The sequence below is a fragment of the Flexivirga endophytica genome (assembly GCF_014640635.1).
In the GTDB taxonomy this organism is placed as follows: domain Bacteria; phylum Actinomycetota; class Actinomycetes; order Actinomycetales; family Dermatophilaceae; genus Flexivirga; species Flexivirga endophytica.
Window position 1 is genome coordinate 534840 of sequence record NZ_BMHI01000004.1, and the last position, 15937, is coordinate 550776.

Annotated in this window: 18 protein-coding genes, 1 tRNA gene and 1 riboswitch; of the genes, 3 read left to right on the forward strand and 16 right to left on the reverse strand. The window is 67.8% G+C overall.

Translation table 11 applies throughout. From position 1 onward, the window contains the following. Positions 1 to 36: 36 nt before the first annotated feature. The 12 genes from gcvP to IEX71_RS14625 form a co-directional block, all read right to left on the reverse strand. On the reverse strand, positions 37 to 2904 hold the full coding sequence (gene gcvP, locus IEX71_RS14570) for an aminomethyl-transferring glycine dehydrogenase (RefSeq protein WP_188837754.1): 2868 nt from the start codon (positions 2902 to 2904) through the stop codon (positions 37 to 39). 83 nt (positions 2905 to 2987) lie between these two features. After that, positions 2988 to 3081: riboswitch (glycine riboswitch) on the reverse strand. Positions 3082 to 3154: 73 nt separating this feature from the next. Then, positions 3155 to 3694 (reverse strand): MerR family transcriptional regulator, encoded by a 540-nt coding sequence (locus IEX71_RS14575; RefSeq protein ID WP_188837918.1) that lies wholly within the window; start codon positions 3692 to 3694, stop codon positions 3155 to 3157. Between the two features lie 254 nt (positions 3695 to 3948). After that, the gene (locus IEX71_RS14580; RefSeq protein WP_188837755.1) at positions 3949 to 4437 is read right to left on the reverse strand and encodes a bifunctional nuclease family protein; all 489 of its coding nucleotides are present in this window, start codon (positions 4435 to 4437) and stop codon (positions 3949 to 3951) included. 10 nt (positions 4438 to 4447) lie between these two features. Then, positions 4448 to 5131: a transcriptional regulator FtsR gene (gene ftsR / locus IEX71_RS14585; protein WP_229749742.1), complete on the reverse strand. Its 684-nt coding sequence runs from the start codon at positions 5129 to 5131 to the stop codon at positions 4448 to 4450. Then, entirely contained in the window at positions 5128 to 5628 is a 501-nt protein-coding gene (locus tag IEX71_RS22735) for an FHA domain-containing protein (protein ID WP_188837756.1), read from the reverse strand. The genes ftsR and IEX71_RS22735 overlap by 4 nt, the downstream gene beginning before the upstream one ends. 53 nt (positions 5629 to 5681) lie before the next feature. Then, complete coding sequence (gene gcvH, locus IEX71_RS14595) at positions 5682 to 6071, reverse strand: glycine cleavage system protein GcvH (RefSeq protein WP_188837757.1); 390 nt, start codon at positions 6069 to 6071, stop codon at positions 5682 to 5684. 56 nt (positions 6072 to 6127) lie between these two features. Beyond that, positions 6128 to 6985 carry a DUF881 domain-containing protein gene (locus IEX71_RS14600; protein ID WP_188837758.1) on the reverse strand — a complete coding sequence of 286 codons (858 nt, stop codon included), beginning with the start codon at positions 6983 to 6985 and terminating at the stop codon, positions 6128 to 6130. A 9-nt stretch (positions 6986 to 6994) separates the two neighbouring features. Further along, complete coding sequence (locus IEX71_RS14605; protein WP_171157714.1) at positions 6995 to 7327, reverse strand: small basic family protein; 333 nt, start codon at positions 7325 to 7327, stop codon at positions 6995 to 6997. Next, on the reverse strand, positions 7324 to 8238 hold the full coding sequence (locus IEX71_RS14610) for a DUF881 domain-containing protein (protein ID WP_188837759.1): 915 nt from the start codon (positions 8236 to 8238) through the stop codon (positions 7324 to 7326). Before IEX71_RS14610 ends, IEX71_RS14605 begins: the two co-directional genes overlap by 4 nt. Further along, entirely contained in the window at positions 8235 to 8825 is a 591-nt protein-coding gene (gene clsA / locus IEX71_RS14615) for a cardiolipin synthase ClsA (protein ID WP_188837760.1), read from the reverse strand. Before clsA ends, IEX71_RS14610 begins: the two co-directional genes overlap by 4 nt. Positions 8826 to 8898: 73 nt before the next feature. Then, complete coding sequence (gene fdhD, locus IEX71_RS14620; protein ID WP_188837761.1) at positions 8899 to 9714, reverse strand: formate dehydrogenase accessory sulfurtransferase FdhD; 816 nt, start codon at positions 9712 to 9714, stop codon at positions 8899 to 8901. A 13-nt stretch (positions 9715 to 9727) separates the two neighbouring features. Beyond that, positions 9728 to 10729: a class II glutamine amidotransferase gene (locus IEX71_RS14625; RefSeq protein ID WP_308420983.1), complete on the reverse strand. Its 1002-nt coding sequence runs from the start codon at positions 10727 to 10729 to the stop codon at positions 9728 to 9730. 26 nt (positions 10730 to 10755) lie between these two features. On the opposite strand from IEX71_RS14625, the gene IEX71_RS14630 reads away from it, so the two are divergent. Both IEX71_RS14630 and aqpZ read left to right on the forward strand, forming a co-directional pair. Next, positions 10756 to 11259, forward strand: a complete 504-nt coding sequence (locus IEX71_RS14630) for an HNH endonuclease (protein ID WP_229749743.1) — start codon at positions 10756 to 10758, stop codon at positions 11257 to 11259. A 139-nt stretch (positions 11260 to 11398) separates the two neighbouring features. Beyond that, positions 11399 to 12169: an aquaporin Z gene (gene aqpZ / locus IEX71_RS14635; protein ID WP_188837763.1), complete on the forward strand. Its 771-nt coding sequence runs from the start codon at positions 11399 to 11401 to the stop codon at positions 12167 to 12169. Between the two features lie 18 nt (positions 12170 to 12187). Here the strand turns inward: aqpZ and IEX71_RS14640 are convergent, their stop codons facing one another. Both IEX71_RS14640 and IEX71_RS14645 read right to left on the reverse strand, forming a co-directional pair. Then, positions 12188 to 12790, reverse strand: a complete 603-nt coding sequence (locus IEX71_RS14640; protein WP_188837764.1) for a dihydrofolate reductase family protein — start codon at positions 12788 to 12790, stop codon at positions 12188 to 12190. Positions 12791 to 12807: 17 nt separating this feature from the next. Next, positions 12808 to 13362, reverse strand: a complete 555-nt coding sequence (locus tag IEX71_RS14645) for a dihydrofolate reductase family protein (protein ID WP_188837765.1) — start codon at positions 13360 to 13362, stop codon at positions 12808 to 12810. Positions 13363 to 13610: 248 nt separating this feature from the next. Between IEX71_RS14645 and IEX71_RS14650 the strand changes: the two genes are divergently transcribed. After that, a complete protein-coding gene (locus IEX71_RS14650; RefSeq protein ID WP_188837766.1) occupies positions 13611 to 14210 on the forward strand; it encodes a DUF2231 domain-containing protein in 600 nt (199 codons plus the stop codon). A gap of 106 nt (positions 14211 to 14316) precedes the next feature. Here IEX71_RS14650 and IEX71_RS14655 read toward each other — a convergent pair. After that, positions 14317 to 14390, reverse strand: a tRNA-Pro gene (locus IEX71_RS14655). A gap of 67 nt (positions 14391 to 14457) precedes the next feature. Then, positions 14458 to 15930 (reverse strand): ribosome biogenesis GTPase Der, encoded by a 1473-nt coding sequence (gene der / locus IEX71_RS14660; protein ID WP_188837767.1) that lies wholly within the window; start codon positions 15928 to 15930, stop codon positions 14458 to 14460. Between the last annotated feature and the right edge of the window lie 7 nt (positions 15931 to 15937).

Genomic DNA, 15937 nt, shown 5'->3' on the forward strand with positions numbered 1-15937 from the left:
AGGTCAACTCCCGGCGGGCCCCGCACGATGTCGGCCTCAGTCCTCGAACGCCTCCGGCGCCGGGCAGGAGCAGATCAGGTTGCGGTCGCCGTAGGCGCCGTCGATGCGTCGGACCGGTGCCCAGTACTTCCGCATCGGGTCGACCCCGGCCGGGTAGACGGCGTCGCGTCGGGAGTAGGGGTGATCCCAGTCGTCCACGGTCAGCGACTCAGCGGTGTGCGGTGCGTGCCGCAGTGCCGACTCCTCGGCGCTCACGTTGCCGTCCATCACATCCTGGATCTCCGCACGGATGGCGATCATCGCATCGCAGAAGCGGTCCAGCTCCTCCAGCGACTCGCTCTCGGTCGGCTCGACCATCAGCGTGCCGGCCACCGGGAAGGACATCGTCGGCGCGTGGAAGCCGTAGTCGATCAGTCGCTTGGCGACGTCGTCGACGGTGACGCCCGACTCCTTGGTCAGGCCACGCAGATCCAGGATGCACTCGTGTGCGACCAGGTCACCCTCACCGGCATACAGCACCGGGAAGTGCGAACCGAGCCGCTTGGCAACGTAATTGGCGGACAGGATCGCCGCCTCCGTCGCCTTCGCGAGACCCGCGCCACCCATCAGGCGCACGTAGGCCCACGAGATCGGCAGGATCGAGGCCGAGCCGTATGGCGCTGCCGACACCGGACCGGTCTCCCCCGTCAGCTCCGGGGCGTTCGGGTGCGATGGCAGGTATGGCGCGAGGTGCTCGCGCACGCCGATCGGGCCGACACCGGGGCCGCCGCCGCCGTGCGGGATGCAGAACGTCTTGTGCAAGTTGAGGTGCGACACGTCGCCACCGAACTTGCCCGGACGGGCGAGGCCGATCAGCGCATTGAGGTTGGCGCCGTCGACATAGACCTGACCGCCGGCCTCGTGCACCAGCGAGCAGAGCTCGGAGATGGTGTCCTCGAAGACGCCGTGCGTCGACGGGTAGGTGACCATGATCGCGGCCAGATCCTCACCGTGCTCCTTGAGCTTGCCCTTGAGATCCTCCATGTCGATCTCGCCGGTCGGTGCGGTCTTGACTACGACGACCTTCATGCCGGCCATGACCGCCGACGCCGCGTTGGTGCCGTGCGCCGACGCGGGGATCAGGCAGACGTTGCGGGCTGACTCACCACGTGCCTGGTGGTAGCCGCGGATAGCGAGCAGACCGGCGAGCTCGCCCTGCGAGCCGGCGTTGGGCTGCAGCGACACCGAGTCGTAGCCGGTGATCTCGCACAGCCACTCCTCCAGGTCGGTGATCAACTCACGGATGCCGACGGTCTGCTCGGACGGCGCGAACGGGTGCAGGTTGGCGAACTCCGGCCAGGTGATCGACTCCATCTCGGTGGTCGCGTTGAGCTTCATCGTGCAGGAGCCCAGCGGGATCATGCCGCGGTCGAGCGCGTAGTCGCGGTCGGCGAGCGTGCGCAGGTAACGCAGCATCGCCGTCTCGCTGTGGTGCGCGCTGAAGACCGGGTGGGTCAGGATCTCGTCGGTCCGGACCAGGCTCGCGTCCCAGCTGAGACCGCCGTCGGAGGGCACCGGCGCGTTGACACCGAACGCAGCGGCCACGCCGGCGAGCTGTTCGTCGGTCGTCGTCTCGTCGACGCTGACCGAGACGTGGTCGCTGTCGACGCGCCATACATTGATGCCTCGCTCCAGCGCGGCCTCGACGACCGCGTCCGCACGTCCGGGCAGGACAGCGGTCACCGTGTCGAAGTAGCTGTCGCTGACGAGCTCCACGCCGCCACCGGTCAGCGCCTCGGCCAGACCGACGGCCTTGCCGTGCACCTCGCCGGCGATACGGCGCAGGCCGTCCGGGCCGTGCCAGACGGCGTACATCGATGCCATCACGGCCAGCAGCACCTGGGCGGTGCAGATGTTGGACGTGGCCTTCTCGCGGCGGATGTGCTGCTCACGGGTCTGCAGCGCCAAGCGGTATGCCGGAGCACCGTCCGCGTCGACGCTGACCCCGACGAGCCGGCCGGGCATGGTGCGCTCGAGGCCCGTGCGGACGCTCAGGTAGCCGGCGTGCGGACCACCGAAGCCCATCGGCACGCCGAACCGCTGGCTGGTGCCGACCGCGACGTCGGCGCCCAGCTCGGCGGGCGAGGTGAGGACGGTCAGCGCGAGCAAGTCGGCGGCGACAGTGACCAGCGCCTTGCCCTCGTGGGCGGCCGCGGCCAGCGCACGCCAGTCGTGGATGACACCGTCGGCGCCGGGGTACTGGACCACCACCCCGAAGACGTCGCGCTCCCCCGCCGCGGCTCGCAGCGCGTCCGCGTCGCCCACGGACCGCAGGTCCGTCACCACGACGTCGATGTCCAGGGCTGCCGCGCGGGTCTGCACGACGGCGATGGACTGGGGCATCAGCTGGGCGTCGAGCAACAGCACGGCGTCCTTGGCGGCCTTCGAGCCGCGGCGCATCAAGGTCATCGCCTCGGCCACCGCGGTCGCTTCGTCCAGGAGGGACGAGCCGGCGGTCGGCAGTCCGGTCAGGTCGGAGATGACCGTCTGGAAGTTGAGCAGCGCCTCGAGGCGCCCCTGGGAGATCTCCGGCTGGTATGGCGTGTAGGCGGTGTACCAGGCCGGGTTCTCCAGGATGTTGCGTCGTACGACGGCCGGCGTGTGCGTGCCGTAGTAGCCCAACCCGATCATCGAGGTGAGCACCTGGTTGCGGTCGGCCTTGGCACGCAGTTCCTCGATCACCGCGGGCTCGGACGGCGCGGCCTCGACAGCAAGCGCCTCCCCGGCGCGGATCCCGCCGGGGACCGCCTTGGCGAGCAGGTCCTCCATCGTGGAGTAGCCGAGCAGGCCCAGCATCGACGACATGTCGTCGTCGGTCGGGCCGATGTGGCGGAAGGGGAAGTCGGGCAACTCGACAGCACTCATGTGGCGGCACCTTAGGTCGGGGTCGTGCGTGACTGATGACAGTGTCCCCAACTGTCGTCACCCAGCGGTGCCTTCAGAGCTGCCTCGGCCGGGCGGTCCTGGCGCCTGAGAGGTTCTGAGGAAGTTGCCCCTTCGGCGTCCGACCCACGTATGGCGGAACTCTCCCGCCCGGTGTCGTAAGCACCAATAATTTAGCACCCGCGGGCAATCAAGCTCGCGGGTGCCGATGTGATGGAGCGTGGGTGGCCGGTCAGCCGGCGGCGTTGCGCCGAACGCGCCGCTCCCGCAACTCGTCGCCGGGGTGCGCGGCAGGGGTCTCGTCCTCGGCCCGCTCGCCCGGCATCTCCGACAGCGAGCCCTCGACCTCGCGCCAGACCGAGCCGAGTGCGATCCCGAAGACGCCCTGGCCGCCACGGAGCAGGTCGATGACCTGGTCGTCGGAGGTGCACTCGTAGACGCTGGCGCCGTCGGACATCAGCGTGATGCCGGCCAGCTCGGCGACCCCGTGCTCACGCAGCACGGTGACGGCCACGCGGATCTGCTGCAGCGAGACTCCGGTGTCCAGCAGTCGCTTGATGACTTTGACGACCAGGATGTCCCGGAAGCTGTAGAGGCGCTGGTGGCCGGACCCGGTGGGGTTGCGCACCGACGGCTCGAGCAGGCCGGTGCGGGCCCAGTAGTCGAGCTGCCGGTAGGTCACGCCCGCCGCGCGGCAGACGGCCGGTCCGCGGTAGCCGACCTGATCGGTCATCTCCTCCGGCAGGTCCTGCGTGAACAGAGCCTCCTGCATCGGCGCGGGCGCATTCGACTTCGCACTGCGCTGTGCTTCACCCTTGCTGACCACGAGATCCTCCAACGATTTTCAACAGGCACCGCGAAGTTTTGTTCTGCTGACGGCACTGCGGCGGCTTGGAAGCACCAAGCCCGAACTAGCGCGTGATGCTCCGCAAACGTATGGCGAGCCATCCGCGGAATCAACGACCGCCGCGCGTGTCGCGATCGCCTTTCTGACCTTAACCTTAAAGTCAAGGTTTACATATGGGTTCATGACTCTTCCGAACCCTCGTCGCCAACTTCGAAGTCCTCGGCCGACACGTTGTCCAGAAACTCGCGGAAACGCTCGACTTCGTCCTCTTCTTCGACCGGGACGTCGACGCCGACCTCGGCCAGCACGTCCTCGTCGACGAACACCGGCACCTTCGCGCGCAGCGCGACAGCCACCGCGTCCGACGACCGGGCACTGATACGTCGGTCGCCGTCGATGACCAGCTCGGCGTAGAAGATGCCGTCCTCCATCCGGGTGATGACCACGCTGGACAACTGATGCCCGAGCCCGGTGAGGACATCGACGAGCAGATCGTGGGTGAGTGGCCGCGGCGGCGTGACACCCTGCTGCGCATAAGCGATCGCCGTCGCCTCGGGTGCGCCGATCCAGATCGGGACGTAACGCTCGCCGTCCACTTCCCGTAACAACAGGATCGGCTTGTTGGTCGGCATCTCGACCCGTACGCCCATCACTTCCACCTGTTTCACAGGCACCACGCTACCCCCGTGAGAGGTCGGCCCGCACCAGTGCGAGATGTAGCTCGAGGCATTGACGCACCAACTCCTCGGCATCCACCTCGTGCGACATACCCGTCAGGCCCTGCACGAGTGCGACCTCGCGTTCGGCAGCGAGCCGGAACGGTCGCAGATGCCTGGCCTCGATGCCATACGAGAGCAACGTCGCCGCAGCGTGGGCGACCTGCAGATCGCGACCGCTGTAGAGGTCCCGGTCGTCCGTGTGGACCAGGCCGAAGGACTCCAGATCTGCCAGTGCCCGGGTGTCGAGGCCCGTGGCACGTTGCAGCTCGGCCCGGGTCAGTTGCACCTCGGCATCTGATCGTTCCTCGGGTTCCTGCGCCGCGGCGAGTGCGGGATCCACTGCGGGAGAGGGCGGTTGGGGGCCGTCGCTCTGCTCGCTCGGACGCAGACCGCGTTCGTAGGCGTCCAGAGCTTCGGCGATGACCTTCAGCGGCCAATACTTGTCCCGCTGGCAACGCAGCACGAACCTCAGCCGCTCGACGTCGCGTTCGGCATACCGCCGATACCCCGACGAGGACCGTTCGGGAGAGACCAGTCCCTGCGCGTCGAGAAACCGCACCTTCGACAAGGTGAGATCGGGGAACTCCTCCTGCAACCGGGTCAGCACCGCGCCGATGGACAGGCCGGGTGACCGGTCGGTCACGACGTCGGTGCGCCGTAGAAGACGAGACGGAATTTGCCGACCATGACCTCGTCACCGGTCGCCAGGTCGTGGGAGTCGACCAGCTCACCGTTGACGTAGGTGCCGTTGAGCGAACCGACGTCCGTCACGGCGTAACCGGCGTCAGTGCGCCGGAAGACTGCGTGCCGACGCGAAACGGTCACGTCGTCGAGGAAGATGTCGCTGCTCGGGTGCCGGCCGACGCTCACCTCGGCGTCGTCCAGCAGGAAGCGGGCCCCCGAGTTGGGTCCACGCAATGACAGCAACAGGGCTGTCCCCGGTCGCAGCGCGTCGATCGTCGCCTGGTCCGACCCGGACAGCCGGATGTCGGTGCTGCTGGGTCGTTCCGCGACCGCCTCGTCCCCGGGGACGGCGGAGAAGCGCGCGGTGGCGTCGCCCCCGCCCTCATGTGGCGGCTCGGCTGCGGCATCGCGTCGCTCGGCATCACCCGGCGCGAAGTCGCTGTCGTCGTTGGTCATCGAATCAACCTCAGGGTCGGGGGCGGCGGATTGTCGGAAATCTGATCGTACGCTCAGGCGAGCGACGCTTTGTACGCTTCCACATCCTGCAGTCCGGCGAGTGCCGAAGCGTCCGACAGCTTCAGCTCGTACATCCAGCCCTCGCCGTAGGGGTCGTTGTTGACCAGCTCGGGCGTCCCGTCCAGCTGGTCGTTGATCGCGGTGACCTCGCCGGCCAGCGGAGCGTAGAGGTCGCTCACCGACTTGGTCGACTCGACCTCGCCGCAGGCGTCGCCGGCGGCGACCGTGTCACCGACGGTCGGGAGGCTGACGTAGACGACGTCGCCCAGTGCGTCCTGCGCGAAAGCGGAGATGCCGATGCGCACCACGTCCTCACTCTGCTCCTTTACCCACTCGTGGTCCGCGGTGTAACGCAGGTCTGCGGGGTATTCGAGGTCGCTCATGAGTCTCCTTGGACACGAATCGGATCGGACTGGACCGGACTGCGCTGTCGCGCCGGTCACGAACTACTGGGCTGAGCGTAACGAGGCGTGCTCGCCGCCCGCAACGCAGTCACGTCAACCCGCGCGGCGGACTTCACGGACGGCTTTGCACCCATCTGCTTCAGCGACTCGACGACGCCTCCGGGAATCGCCATTGCGGTCGACATCGTGTGTGGATCGCCGATCGCGGTGATGACGTATGGCGCCCCGACCGACGTCCCGTCGGCCATCAACCGGTCCCCGCCCGCGGTGCCGAAATAACTGTCGGCGACGATCCGCACGGAGTTCAGCTGGATCGCCTCCGCGCCAGCATCGCGCAACTCCTCCACAGCGTTCAGCACGTCACTGGGCTTCACCACGTGCTTCGGGTCGCCGATGGTGATGCGTATGCCGGGCCCGGTCGCCGGCAGGGTCCCGGCGAGGATGCCGAGGGTCCGCAGGCGCTCGGTCGCAGCCTTCAGGGCAGCCTCGTCACCACCGGAGGTCTCCAACTGGCTCTTGGTCCGGGTGAGCCGATCGGCTTCCTTGCTCAGCTTGAGGGACTGCTGGTTGACGCCGTCGAGCAGCGCGACCAGATCCTCCTGGCGCAGATTCTCCAGACCGGAGGACCTGGTCTCCTGGACCTGCGCCACCATCGCAAAGCCCAGCAGCGCCGCCAGCACCGTGATGTAGCCGTTCGCACGGGTCAGGCGAGGGCGGGCGGCGCGCCACAGACGCGACCATCCCGTGCGGACCTGGTCGTCCTCGGGTGCATGGGGCGTCGTGGGCTCGGCGTCGAACTCGTGGCCGGTCGTGGGATCGGGCTTGGCATCCACCTCGTCGTCGGCCTTGGGGTCCGGCTCAGGACCGACGGGCGGTGTCTCGTCGCTGCTCATAACGGCCCGCTACGCGTGGAAGAGGTGTCGGCGGATGGCGGCGACGTTGCTGAAGATGCGGACCCCGAGAACGACGACGACGCCCGTGGACAGCTGCGATCCGACACCGAGCTGGTCACCGAGGTAGACGATCAGCGCGGCCACCACGACGTTGGACAGGAACGACACGACGAAGACCTTGTCGTCGAAGATCCCGTCCAGCACGGCGCGGACCGCGCCGAAGACCGCGTCGAGCGCCGCGATCACCGCGATGGGCAGGTAAGGCTGCAGGGACAGTGGCACGTCCGGGTGCAGGACGATGCCCACGACGAGACCGACGACGAGGCCGATGGCCGGGATCATGACCCTCCTTCGGGACTGCGCGACGGGGACGTCGCAGCGGACGGAGCACGTGCGTGGCTGAGCCCGGGCAGGGGCGCGGCCGGCACGCTGACGGATTTGCTGTCGGTGAGCTTCTCCCGGATGTTGTAGGTGCCGACGAGCTCGCGCAGGTAGGCGCCACCGGAATTGTTCCTGAAGTTGTCGGCGACCTTCGGTCCACCGATGACCGAGATGCCGTATGGCGGTTGCAGCGCCCGGAAATTGACGAGGATCGCCTGACCAGCGAACCGGATCGCGGTTTCACTGGTCAGCCGTTGTCCGTTGATCGAGATGGCCTCGGCGCCGGCGGCCCACAGTCCGTTGACGATGATCTGCAGGTCGGTCGACGTGAGACGCTCCGTGTCCGAGCTGTCGGTGCGCGGGTTGCCCTGGGCATCGGTGCCGGCGTCGGGCGCGTCATCGACGGTCAGCACCAGGCCGGGACCGTGCGCCGCGGCCGCGCCGGTGGTGAGTTCGAGTGCCTTCAGCCGACCTTCGAGCGAGGGATCGTTCTGCCGGCGCAGCGCAGTGGCCTGCAGCTTGTTGATCTCCTCCTGCGTCGCGTTGATCGTGCGAGTGTCCGCATCAATGGTGTGTTGTCGGTCGTTGATGCTGTTGATCAGCTCGGTGCGCCGCTTCTCCGACGCTGCTTGCGGCAGCCGCAGGGCGTGCGCGGCCACGGCCAGGCTCAGCCCGATCACCACCAGAGTCACGATGAGCAGCGGTGACCGCAGGCCCACCGAGGCCGGTTTGCCGGCGGACTTCCGCTTGCGTGCGGCGGCTTCGTATCCCGGGTCGAGCGGAGCTCGCATCAGGTTGTTGATCAGCGACATCGACTGCGCCGGGTCGGTGCTGCGACCGGTCGTCGGGCCGCGGGGTTCGGCGCCTGTCATGGGGTGACCGTGGCCCGGGCTCGTTGGACCATCTCGCGCACCTGTCCGACATACATGACGCCGGCCAGCCAGTAGAGGACTGTGCCCCACCAGACGAACGACCAGCCGATCGGCCGGGCGACGTCACCCCAGGTGTTGTCGAGGCTGCCCAGCAGAACCAGCGGGAAGCCGTAGATGAGGCAGAACGTGGCGGCCTTGCCGATGAAGTGGACCGGCGGGATCGGCAGCCGGTGCTTGCGCAGGGTCGGGCCGAGCGCGAAGACCATCACCTCGCGAAGCAGCAGCGCCGCGACCAGCCACCACGGGATGATGTCCTTCCACGCCAGGGCGAAGATCGTCGACAGGATGTAGAGACGGTCCGCGGCCGGGTCCAGCAGCTGGCCGAGTCGGGTGACGAGACCGAACTTGCGGGCGATCTTGCCGTCCAGGTAGTCGGTCACCCCGGACACCACGAGCAACCAGAACGCCCACAGCCGGTGGTCGGTGAACATCAGCCACAGGAAGATCGGAACACCGACGAGCCGGCCCATGGACAGCAGGTTCGGCACCGTCCAGATCTGCCGGCGCAGCGGCAACGAGTCAGTCACGGCTCAAGGCTAAGTGGTGCTGACCTCCAGTGAGAGGCGCCGCCCCGTGTCGCTCCGTCGACGGACCGGATCGTTACGGCAGGAGGACGCGATCCGGATGGCTGCACACGGTCATCCGCCGGCCACGGGTGTAGGCGATGAGAGTGACGCCCAGCCGGTCGGCGGCCTCGATCGCCAGGCTGGACGGCGCGGACACACACGCCAGGACGGGTATGCTGGCCATCGCGACCTTCTGCACGATCTCGAAGGAGGCGCGCGAGGAGACCATCGCCACAGTGTCGCGCGTCGGTTGATCCTCCAGCAACGCCCAACCGGTCACCTTGTCCACCGCGTTGTGCCTGCCGATGTCCTCCCGTATGACGAGCGCCTCTCCCTCGAGACCGAAGAGTCCCGCCGCATGCACGCCGCCGGTCTTGTCGAAGACGACCTGCCCCTTGCGCAGCAGGTCGGGCAGTTCTGCGATGCGCTCTGCCGGGACGCGCAGCGTGGACGTGGCGACTGCTTCGTCATACGCCGGTGAATCGGTGATGGCGTCGATGCTGGTCTTGCCGCACAGTCCGCAACCGCCGTGCGAGATGAGGCTGCGCTGAGCCGTCGCGGGGACGCCGCCGCCGTTGCGCAACTGCAGCTGAAGCACGTTCATGTTCTCGGTGTCGGCGCAGTAGCGGGCGATGAGCACGTCGTCGCGGGACCGGACGATGCCTTCGGCCTGCAGCAGTCCGTGCGCCAACTCGATGTCGTGGCCGGCGGTGCGCATCGTGACCGTCAGCACCTCGTCGTCGACCCGGATCTCGAGCGGCTCCTCGACCGCTGCAACCTCCACGCGAGTGCTCACCCCGTGGTCGAGGTCGATGCGAACGACCTTGTGTCTGCTGGTTATTCGGCCCATGGGACGGAGGCTCTCAAGCGCTCTGCCGCAGCGGAGCGGTGATGCGTTGGGGGATCTGGCTGACCCGGGCCACTCCCCCATGATCATCCATGGTGACGACCGACGCGGCGTCGACACGGCTGACGCCGGTCTCCTCGCGCAGGATGCCGCTGGAGGCCACCACGCTCAGACCGTCGCGCTGCAACATGCTCAGGTCGAGGTATGGCGGATGGGTCGCGTAATCGGCCGGCCACACCTGGACCTCGGCGGGCTCCGCCTCGGGGTCGTGCAGGCTGATCAGGTGCAGCTCGCGCGGCGTCAGCAGCAACGCGTTGAGGCTGGCGGCCGACATTCCGTGCCAGCGAACCCGGGAGAGCACGCGACCTGCGGCGCGGGCGACCGCGGCACCGCCCTCCTTGCGACCGATGTTGCTGCGCAGCCGGGCGAAGTAGCGCTCACTGTCGGTGCTGCCTTCCGGCTCGGCCGCACCCGGCGGAAGCAGCAGGTCGATCTTGTCCTGGGGAAAGATCGCACCGTTGTGGGCGAACGCCATGCCGCCGGCCACGAAGGGGTGCGTGTCGGTGACGTCCAGCCCGAGGCCGGGCGTCGCCAGCCGCAGGTGCAGCAGGCCGCGACGGGTCGGTGCCTCGTGCACGAACTGCTCGAAGTCGCCGTCGTCGCCGGCTGCCAGTGTCGACCGATGGGCATGCAAGCGGTCGTCGCCCTCGGCATACCAGGCCATTCCGCAGCCGTGTGCGTGGACGGCGGCGAGCTCACGCAGCCGATCCAGGGCCGGCGCCCCGAGCACTTCCGCGACCGTCACGGGACGATCGGACGACCAACCGAGCAAGCGACACATGGGACCCTCCGTTCCGCCGCCCCGAGGCGGCACAGCTGCTCCCCCCATCATGCGCTCGACCGGGCCCGCGAGGGCCATGGGGTGGGCCGCGAACGCGCCAACTTCCCCATGCCTGTGCCGAATATTGCTGATGTTCACCGATAATGGGGTGCGACGGCCGGTGATCACGGTGACCATTCCTTGGTGATGGAAGGAGGTCCGACGTGTCTGTTCTGGTGCTGAATGCGGGCTACGAGCCGCTGCACACCGTGTCGGTCAAGCACGCCATGAACATGCTGTGGCGTGGCGTCGCCACGGTCGAGGAGTCGCACCCCGAGGAGACCTTCGGCCCCTTCCCAATGCCGACCGTTCTGCGACTGGTGCGCTACGTGAAGATGACGTGGGCCTACGCCAGGCGCGGCGGCCTGAAGCTCACCGAGGCGAGCGTGAAGATCACCTGGGAGCAGTTCTCCCGGGGTGTGCCGACATACAGCCAGGCGGGTGTCCTCAAGCGCGACCACGGCCAGTGTGCCTACTGCGGGCAGCCGGTCGCGACGACCATGGACCACGTCGTGCCGAAGTCCCGTGGCGGCGGCACCACCTGGGACAACGCGGTGGCGGCGTGTGAACCGTGCAACCAGCGCAAGGCCGACCTCACCCCCGAAGAGGCTGGCATGGAACTGCTCTGGCAGCCCTTCGTGCCGACCCGCGAGGACCTCGCCTGGTAGACGTCGTACGTGACCGCCTGAGGAAGTGCTGAAGAACAACTGGACGCGCCGTGCGCGAACGAACCATTCGTGCCGCAGCCCTGAAAGGGTTGTTGTTGCCAGATGAATGCAACAACTTCATGTGACACGGAGGAGCGTCATGCAAACACCTCGATTGTCCGCACGACTCGGCGCGGAGGCTCTGGGAACGTTCTGGTTGGTCTTCGGCGGCTGCGGAAGTGCGATCTTCGCCGCGAAGGCCGTCTCGGACGACAAGTTCCCCGTCGGCATCGGCTACTTGGGAGTCGCGCTCGCGTTCGGCCTGACCGTCCTGACGATGGCCTACGCGGTGGGCCATGTCTCCGGCGGACACTTCAATCCGGCGGTCACGATCGGCTGCGCCGTCGGCAAGCGGTTCGACTGGAAGGATGTGCTGCCGTATGTCGTCACCCAGGTCGTCGCCGGCCTGATCGCCGGCGCGGCGCTGTTCGCGATCGCCAAGGGACAGAGCGGTTTCGACGCGACCGGCAACATGGCCGCCAACGGGTATGGCGACCACTCCCCCGGCGGCTACTCGCTCGCGGCGTGCTTCCTGGCGGAGATCATCCTGACCGCGTTCTTCCTCTACATCATCCTGGGCGCGACCGACGGTCGCGCTCCGGTCGGCTTCGCACCGCTTGCGATCGGCCTCGGGCTGACGATCATCCACCTGGTCGGCATCCCGATCACCAACACCTCGGTGAACCCGGCGCGCTCGACCGCTGTGGCGTTCTTCAATGGTGACGGTGCGCCCGCGCAGCTGTGGCTCTTCTGGGTCGCGCCGATCATCGGCGCCGCGATCGCCGGTGCGACATACGGCCTGATCACGCAGGAGAAGCGTGCAGGTGTCGACATCGAGGGCGAGACCGAGTCGGTCGGCGCGAACGCCTGAGTCGTTGTCGCCGTGCCGTCAGCGGGATACGGGAAACACCAGGTGGGTGACGCGATCGCCCTGGATGCAGACCGTCGGGTTGTCCAGCAGGACGTCTTGCGACGAGAGCTCGCCGAAGAAGGGGCGATTACCCGCGCCCATCACCACCGGCACCAGATCAATGGCGATCTCGTCGAGCAGACCGAGGTCCAGACACTGCCGGGCGATGGTGCCCCCAGTGACGGAGACATCTGCATCGCCAGCGAGCTCCCGGGCCCGCGCGATCGCCGCCGCCACGCCCGCAGTGACGAAGTGGAACGGTGCGTCCGGGTGGGCATCGACCCATTCCTGCGGGATCCGGTGCGTCACGACGACAACCGGGACGCCCAGGGAGTGCCGGCCGTCCCAGCCATTCGTGACCTCGAACAGCGTCCGACCACACACGAGTGCGCCCAGCGACAACACCCACTTCTGCCAGTGCTCCGTGCTCGCTGGTGAGAGATGCACGGTGAAGTCGCCGGCCGGGGCCCTGAGCGCCACGGAGCCGTTCTGCAGCCAGTCGAACAATCGGCCGATGGTGTTGTCCTGTTTGGCGACATACCCGTCGAGAGACATGATCGCCTGCGCTTGCACGATGCCCATGTTCAGTCGGCTCCTTCTCAGTCGTGCTTCGGCCGGTAGGTCTGGACGACCACGCCACTGGGGAACGGAGTGGACTCAACAAGGTCCAGAAGCCGCGACTCCGGCAGCTGGTCGAACAGCGCCTGGCCGCGGCCAAGGATCAATGGCTGGACCAGCAGGCGATATTCGTCGATCAGGTCCGCCGCTGCCAGCGCGCCCGCCAACCGACCACCACCCCAGACGATCACGTCCGCACCCGGTTCGTCCTTGATCGCGGCGATCTCGGTCGTCAGATCGCCTCGTGCGACCCGCGTTTCGGGCCAGGTCGCGTCTGCGTCGTCGAGCGCTTTTGCGAACACGACCTTGGGTATGTCGTTCATCGGTGCGGCGTACGCGTCGTGCGAGTGCGGCCAGTACGACGCCATCTCTTGATAGGTGACGCGACCCATGAGGTGGGCGCCCGCCCGACGGACGCGGTCCAGTTTCCACTGCTTCAACTCGTCACCTTCGGGCACCGACATCCCCGGGTGTTCTCGCTGACTGCCGACGAATCCGTCCAGCGACATCGACATGTACAACATGACTTCGCGCATGGTGAACCTCTCCGTGTGTTCGCCGCTTCTTTCGAGCGGCCTCCACCCCTTCCACGAACGACTGTCCTCCGATTCGACATCCTCTGCGGATCGACAGGAACCGAAGCGCCGCCCGTGGTAGGTCCGCGCGCCCCTGCTCCGCGGCCCCGAACGACGCCGAGTGCGTTGACCAGAGCCCACGGAGGGGCAACGCTTGACATGGGCCCGGGGATACACCTGCGGCCTCCGACTCTGCAAGGAGGTAGCCCATGAACACGCCCCGGAAAGCACCACTGTTGGTCCGCTGGACCCTGCAACTCGAGGAGTCGCAAGCACTCGACGCACCCGTGCGCGCACTCGAGCCCGGGATCCGAAACATCTTCGGCACAGGGGTGCGAGGTTCCGTGCTCCGCGGTGACCTCCTCGGCCACAGCCTTCACCCCGTGCTGACCGACATCGCACTCGGTACGTGGACGTCCGCAAGCCTGCTCGACCTCACCGGAGGGCGGGACTCATCGGCTGCGGCCCAGCGGCTGGTCGGCGCAGGGCTGCTCGCTGCCGGGCCCACCGCCTGGACAGGATGGGCGGAGTGGTCGCTCGCGGGACCTGCCGCAAAGCGAGTGGGCCTGGTTCACGCGGCTGCCAACGGCGTCGCCATCAGCGTCTACGCTGCCTCGTGGCTTGCGCGCCGCCGCGGACGACATGGCACGGGTGTCCGACTTGCGGTCGCCGGCGCCGCCATCTCGACGGTCGGTGGTTACCTGGGCGGCCACTTGGCGCAAGGGCGCAAGGTCGGCAGCCGGCACCCCGCTTTCGACGAGGCTACCCCCAAGGTCGGGAGGAACGGCGGGGATGACAGCTGGGGATGACAGGAACCGCGCGTGCCGGTCCTCCTGCGTCGGGCCGGGCACGCGCTCCCAGCATCGTGTCCCCCGACATGCGAAAACCGCCGACAAGTCGGCGGTTTTCGCTATGTCGGGATGACAGGATTTGAACCTGCGACCCCCTGACCCCCAGTCAGGTGCGCTACCAAGCTGCGCCACATCCCGATGCCCCTCGCGGGGCGACCGAAACGATATCGCACGAGATGCCCTGCGACCCAATCGGATGCGGGCGTCAGCGACGTCGCTTCTCGCGAACGCGCACCGACAGCTCGATCGGACTGCCTTCGAAGCCGAACTGCTCGCGCAGGCGGCGCTCCAGGAAGCGGCGGTAACCGGCCTCGATGAAACCCGAGGCGAAAACGACGAAACGCGGCGGCCGGGTCGAGGCCTGGGTCGCGAAGAGGATGCGCGGCTGCTTGCCACCCCGCACCGGGTGTGGGTGTCCGGCGACGACCTCGCCGAGGAAGGAGTTCAGCCGGCCGGTCGGCACGCGCTGGTCCCACGAGTCGAGGGCGACCTCCAAACCGGGCACCAACCGGTCGACGTGCCGCCCGGTCACAGCCGAGATGTTCGCCCTGGGCGCCCATGCCACCTGACCGAGATCGCGCTCGATCTCGCGCTCCAGGTAGTGGCGTCGCTCCTCGTCCAGCAGGTCCCACTTGTTGAATGCCAGGACCAGGGCGCGACCGGCGTCGACGACCTGCTGCACGACGCGCACGTCCTGCTCGGCGATGCTGTCCTCGGCGTCGATCAGCACGACCGCGACCTCGGCCTTCTCGATGGCTGCCTGGGTGCGCAGCGAGGCGTAGAAGTCGGCCCCACGGGTCAGGTGCACCCGGCGGCGAATACCTGCCGTGTCAACGAATCGCCATGTCTTGCCGCCGAGTTCGATCAACTCGTCGACCGGGTCACGCGTCGTACCGGCGACGTTGTCGACGACGACACGGTCCTCCCCCGCCAACTTGTTGAGCAGCGACGACTTGCCGACGTTGGGCCGCCCGACAAGCGCGACACGACGCGGACCACCGCGCCCGTATGCCGAAACGGCGGACTTCTCCGGCAGCACGTCGAGCAATGCATCCAGGGCGTCACCGGTCCCGCGTCCGTGCAGTGCGGAGATGGGCCAGGGCTGCCCGAGACCGAGCGACCACAGGGTCGCTGCCTCGAGCTCGGTCTTCTGGTCGTCGACCTTGTTGGCCACCAGCACGACGGGCTTCTTGGAGCGACGCAATAGCTTCACAACCGCCTCGTCGGTGTCGGTGGCGCCGACCTTGGCGTCCACGACGAACAGCACCGCGTCGGCGAGCTCGATCGCGACCTCGGCCTGCTCCGCCACCCGCAGGTGTATGCCGCTGGCGTCGACCTCCCACCCGCCGGTGTCCACGAGCGTGAAGTCACGACCGGACCATTCGGCGTCGTAGGCGACGCGGTCACGCGTCACACCGGGCACGTCCTCCACGACGGCCTCTCGTCGGCCCAGCACGCGGTTGACCAGTGTCGACTTGCCGACGTTGGGTCGCCCGATGATGGCGACCACCGGACGTGCCGCGCCATCGGTCGACTCGTCCCCCAGGGCGCCGTCTGCCTCGAGCAGCGCGCGATCGGCGTCGCTGAGCTCGAAGTCGTTCAGGCCGACACGAAGCGCCCGCTCGACGGACTCGTCGGGGGTCTCGGCGGGGCCTTCGTCGGAAAAGGAATCAGACATTCCCCCA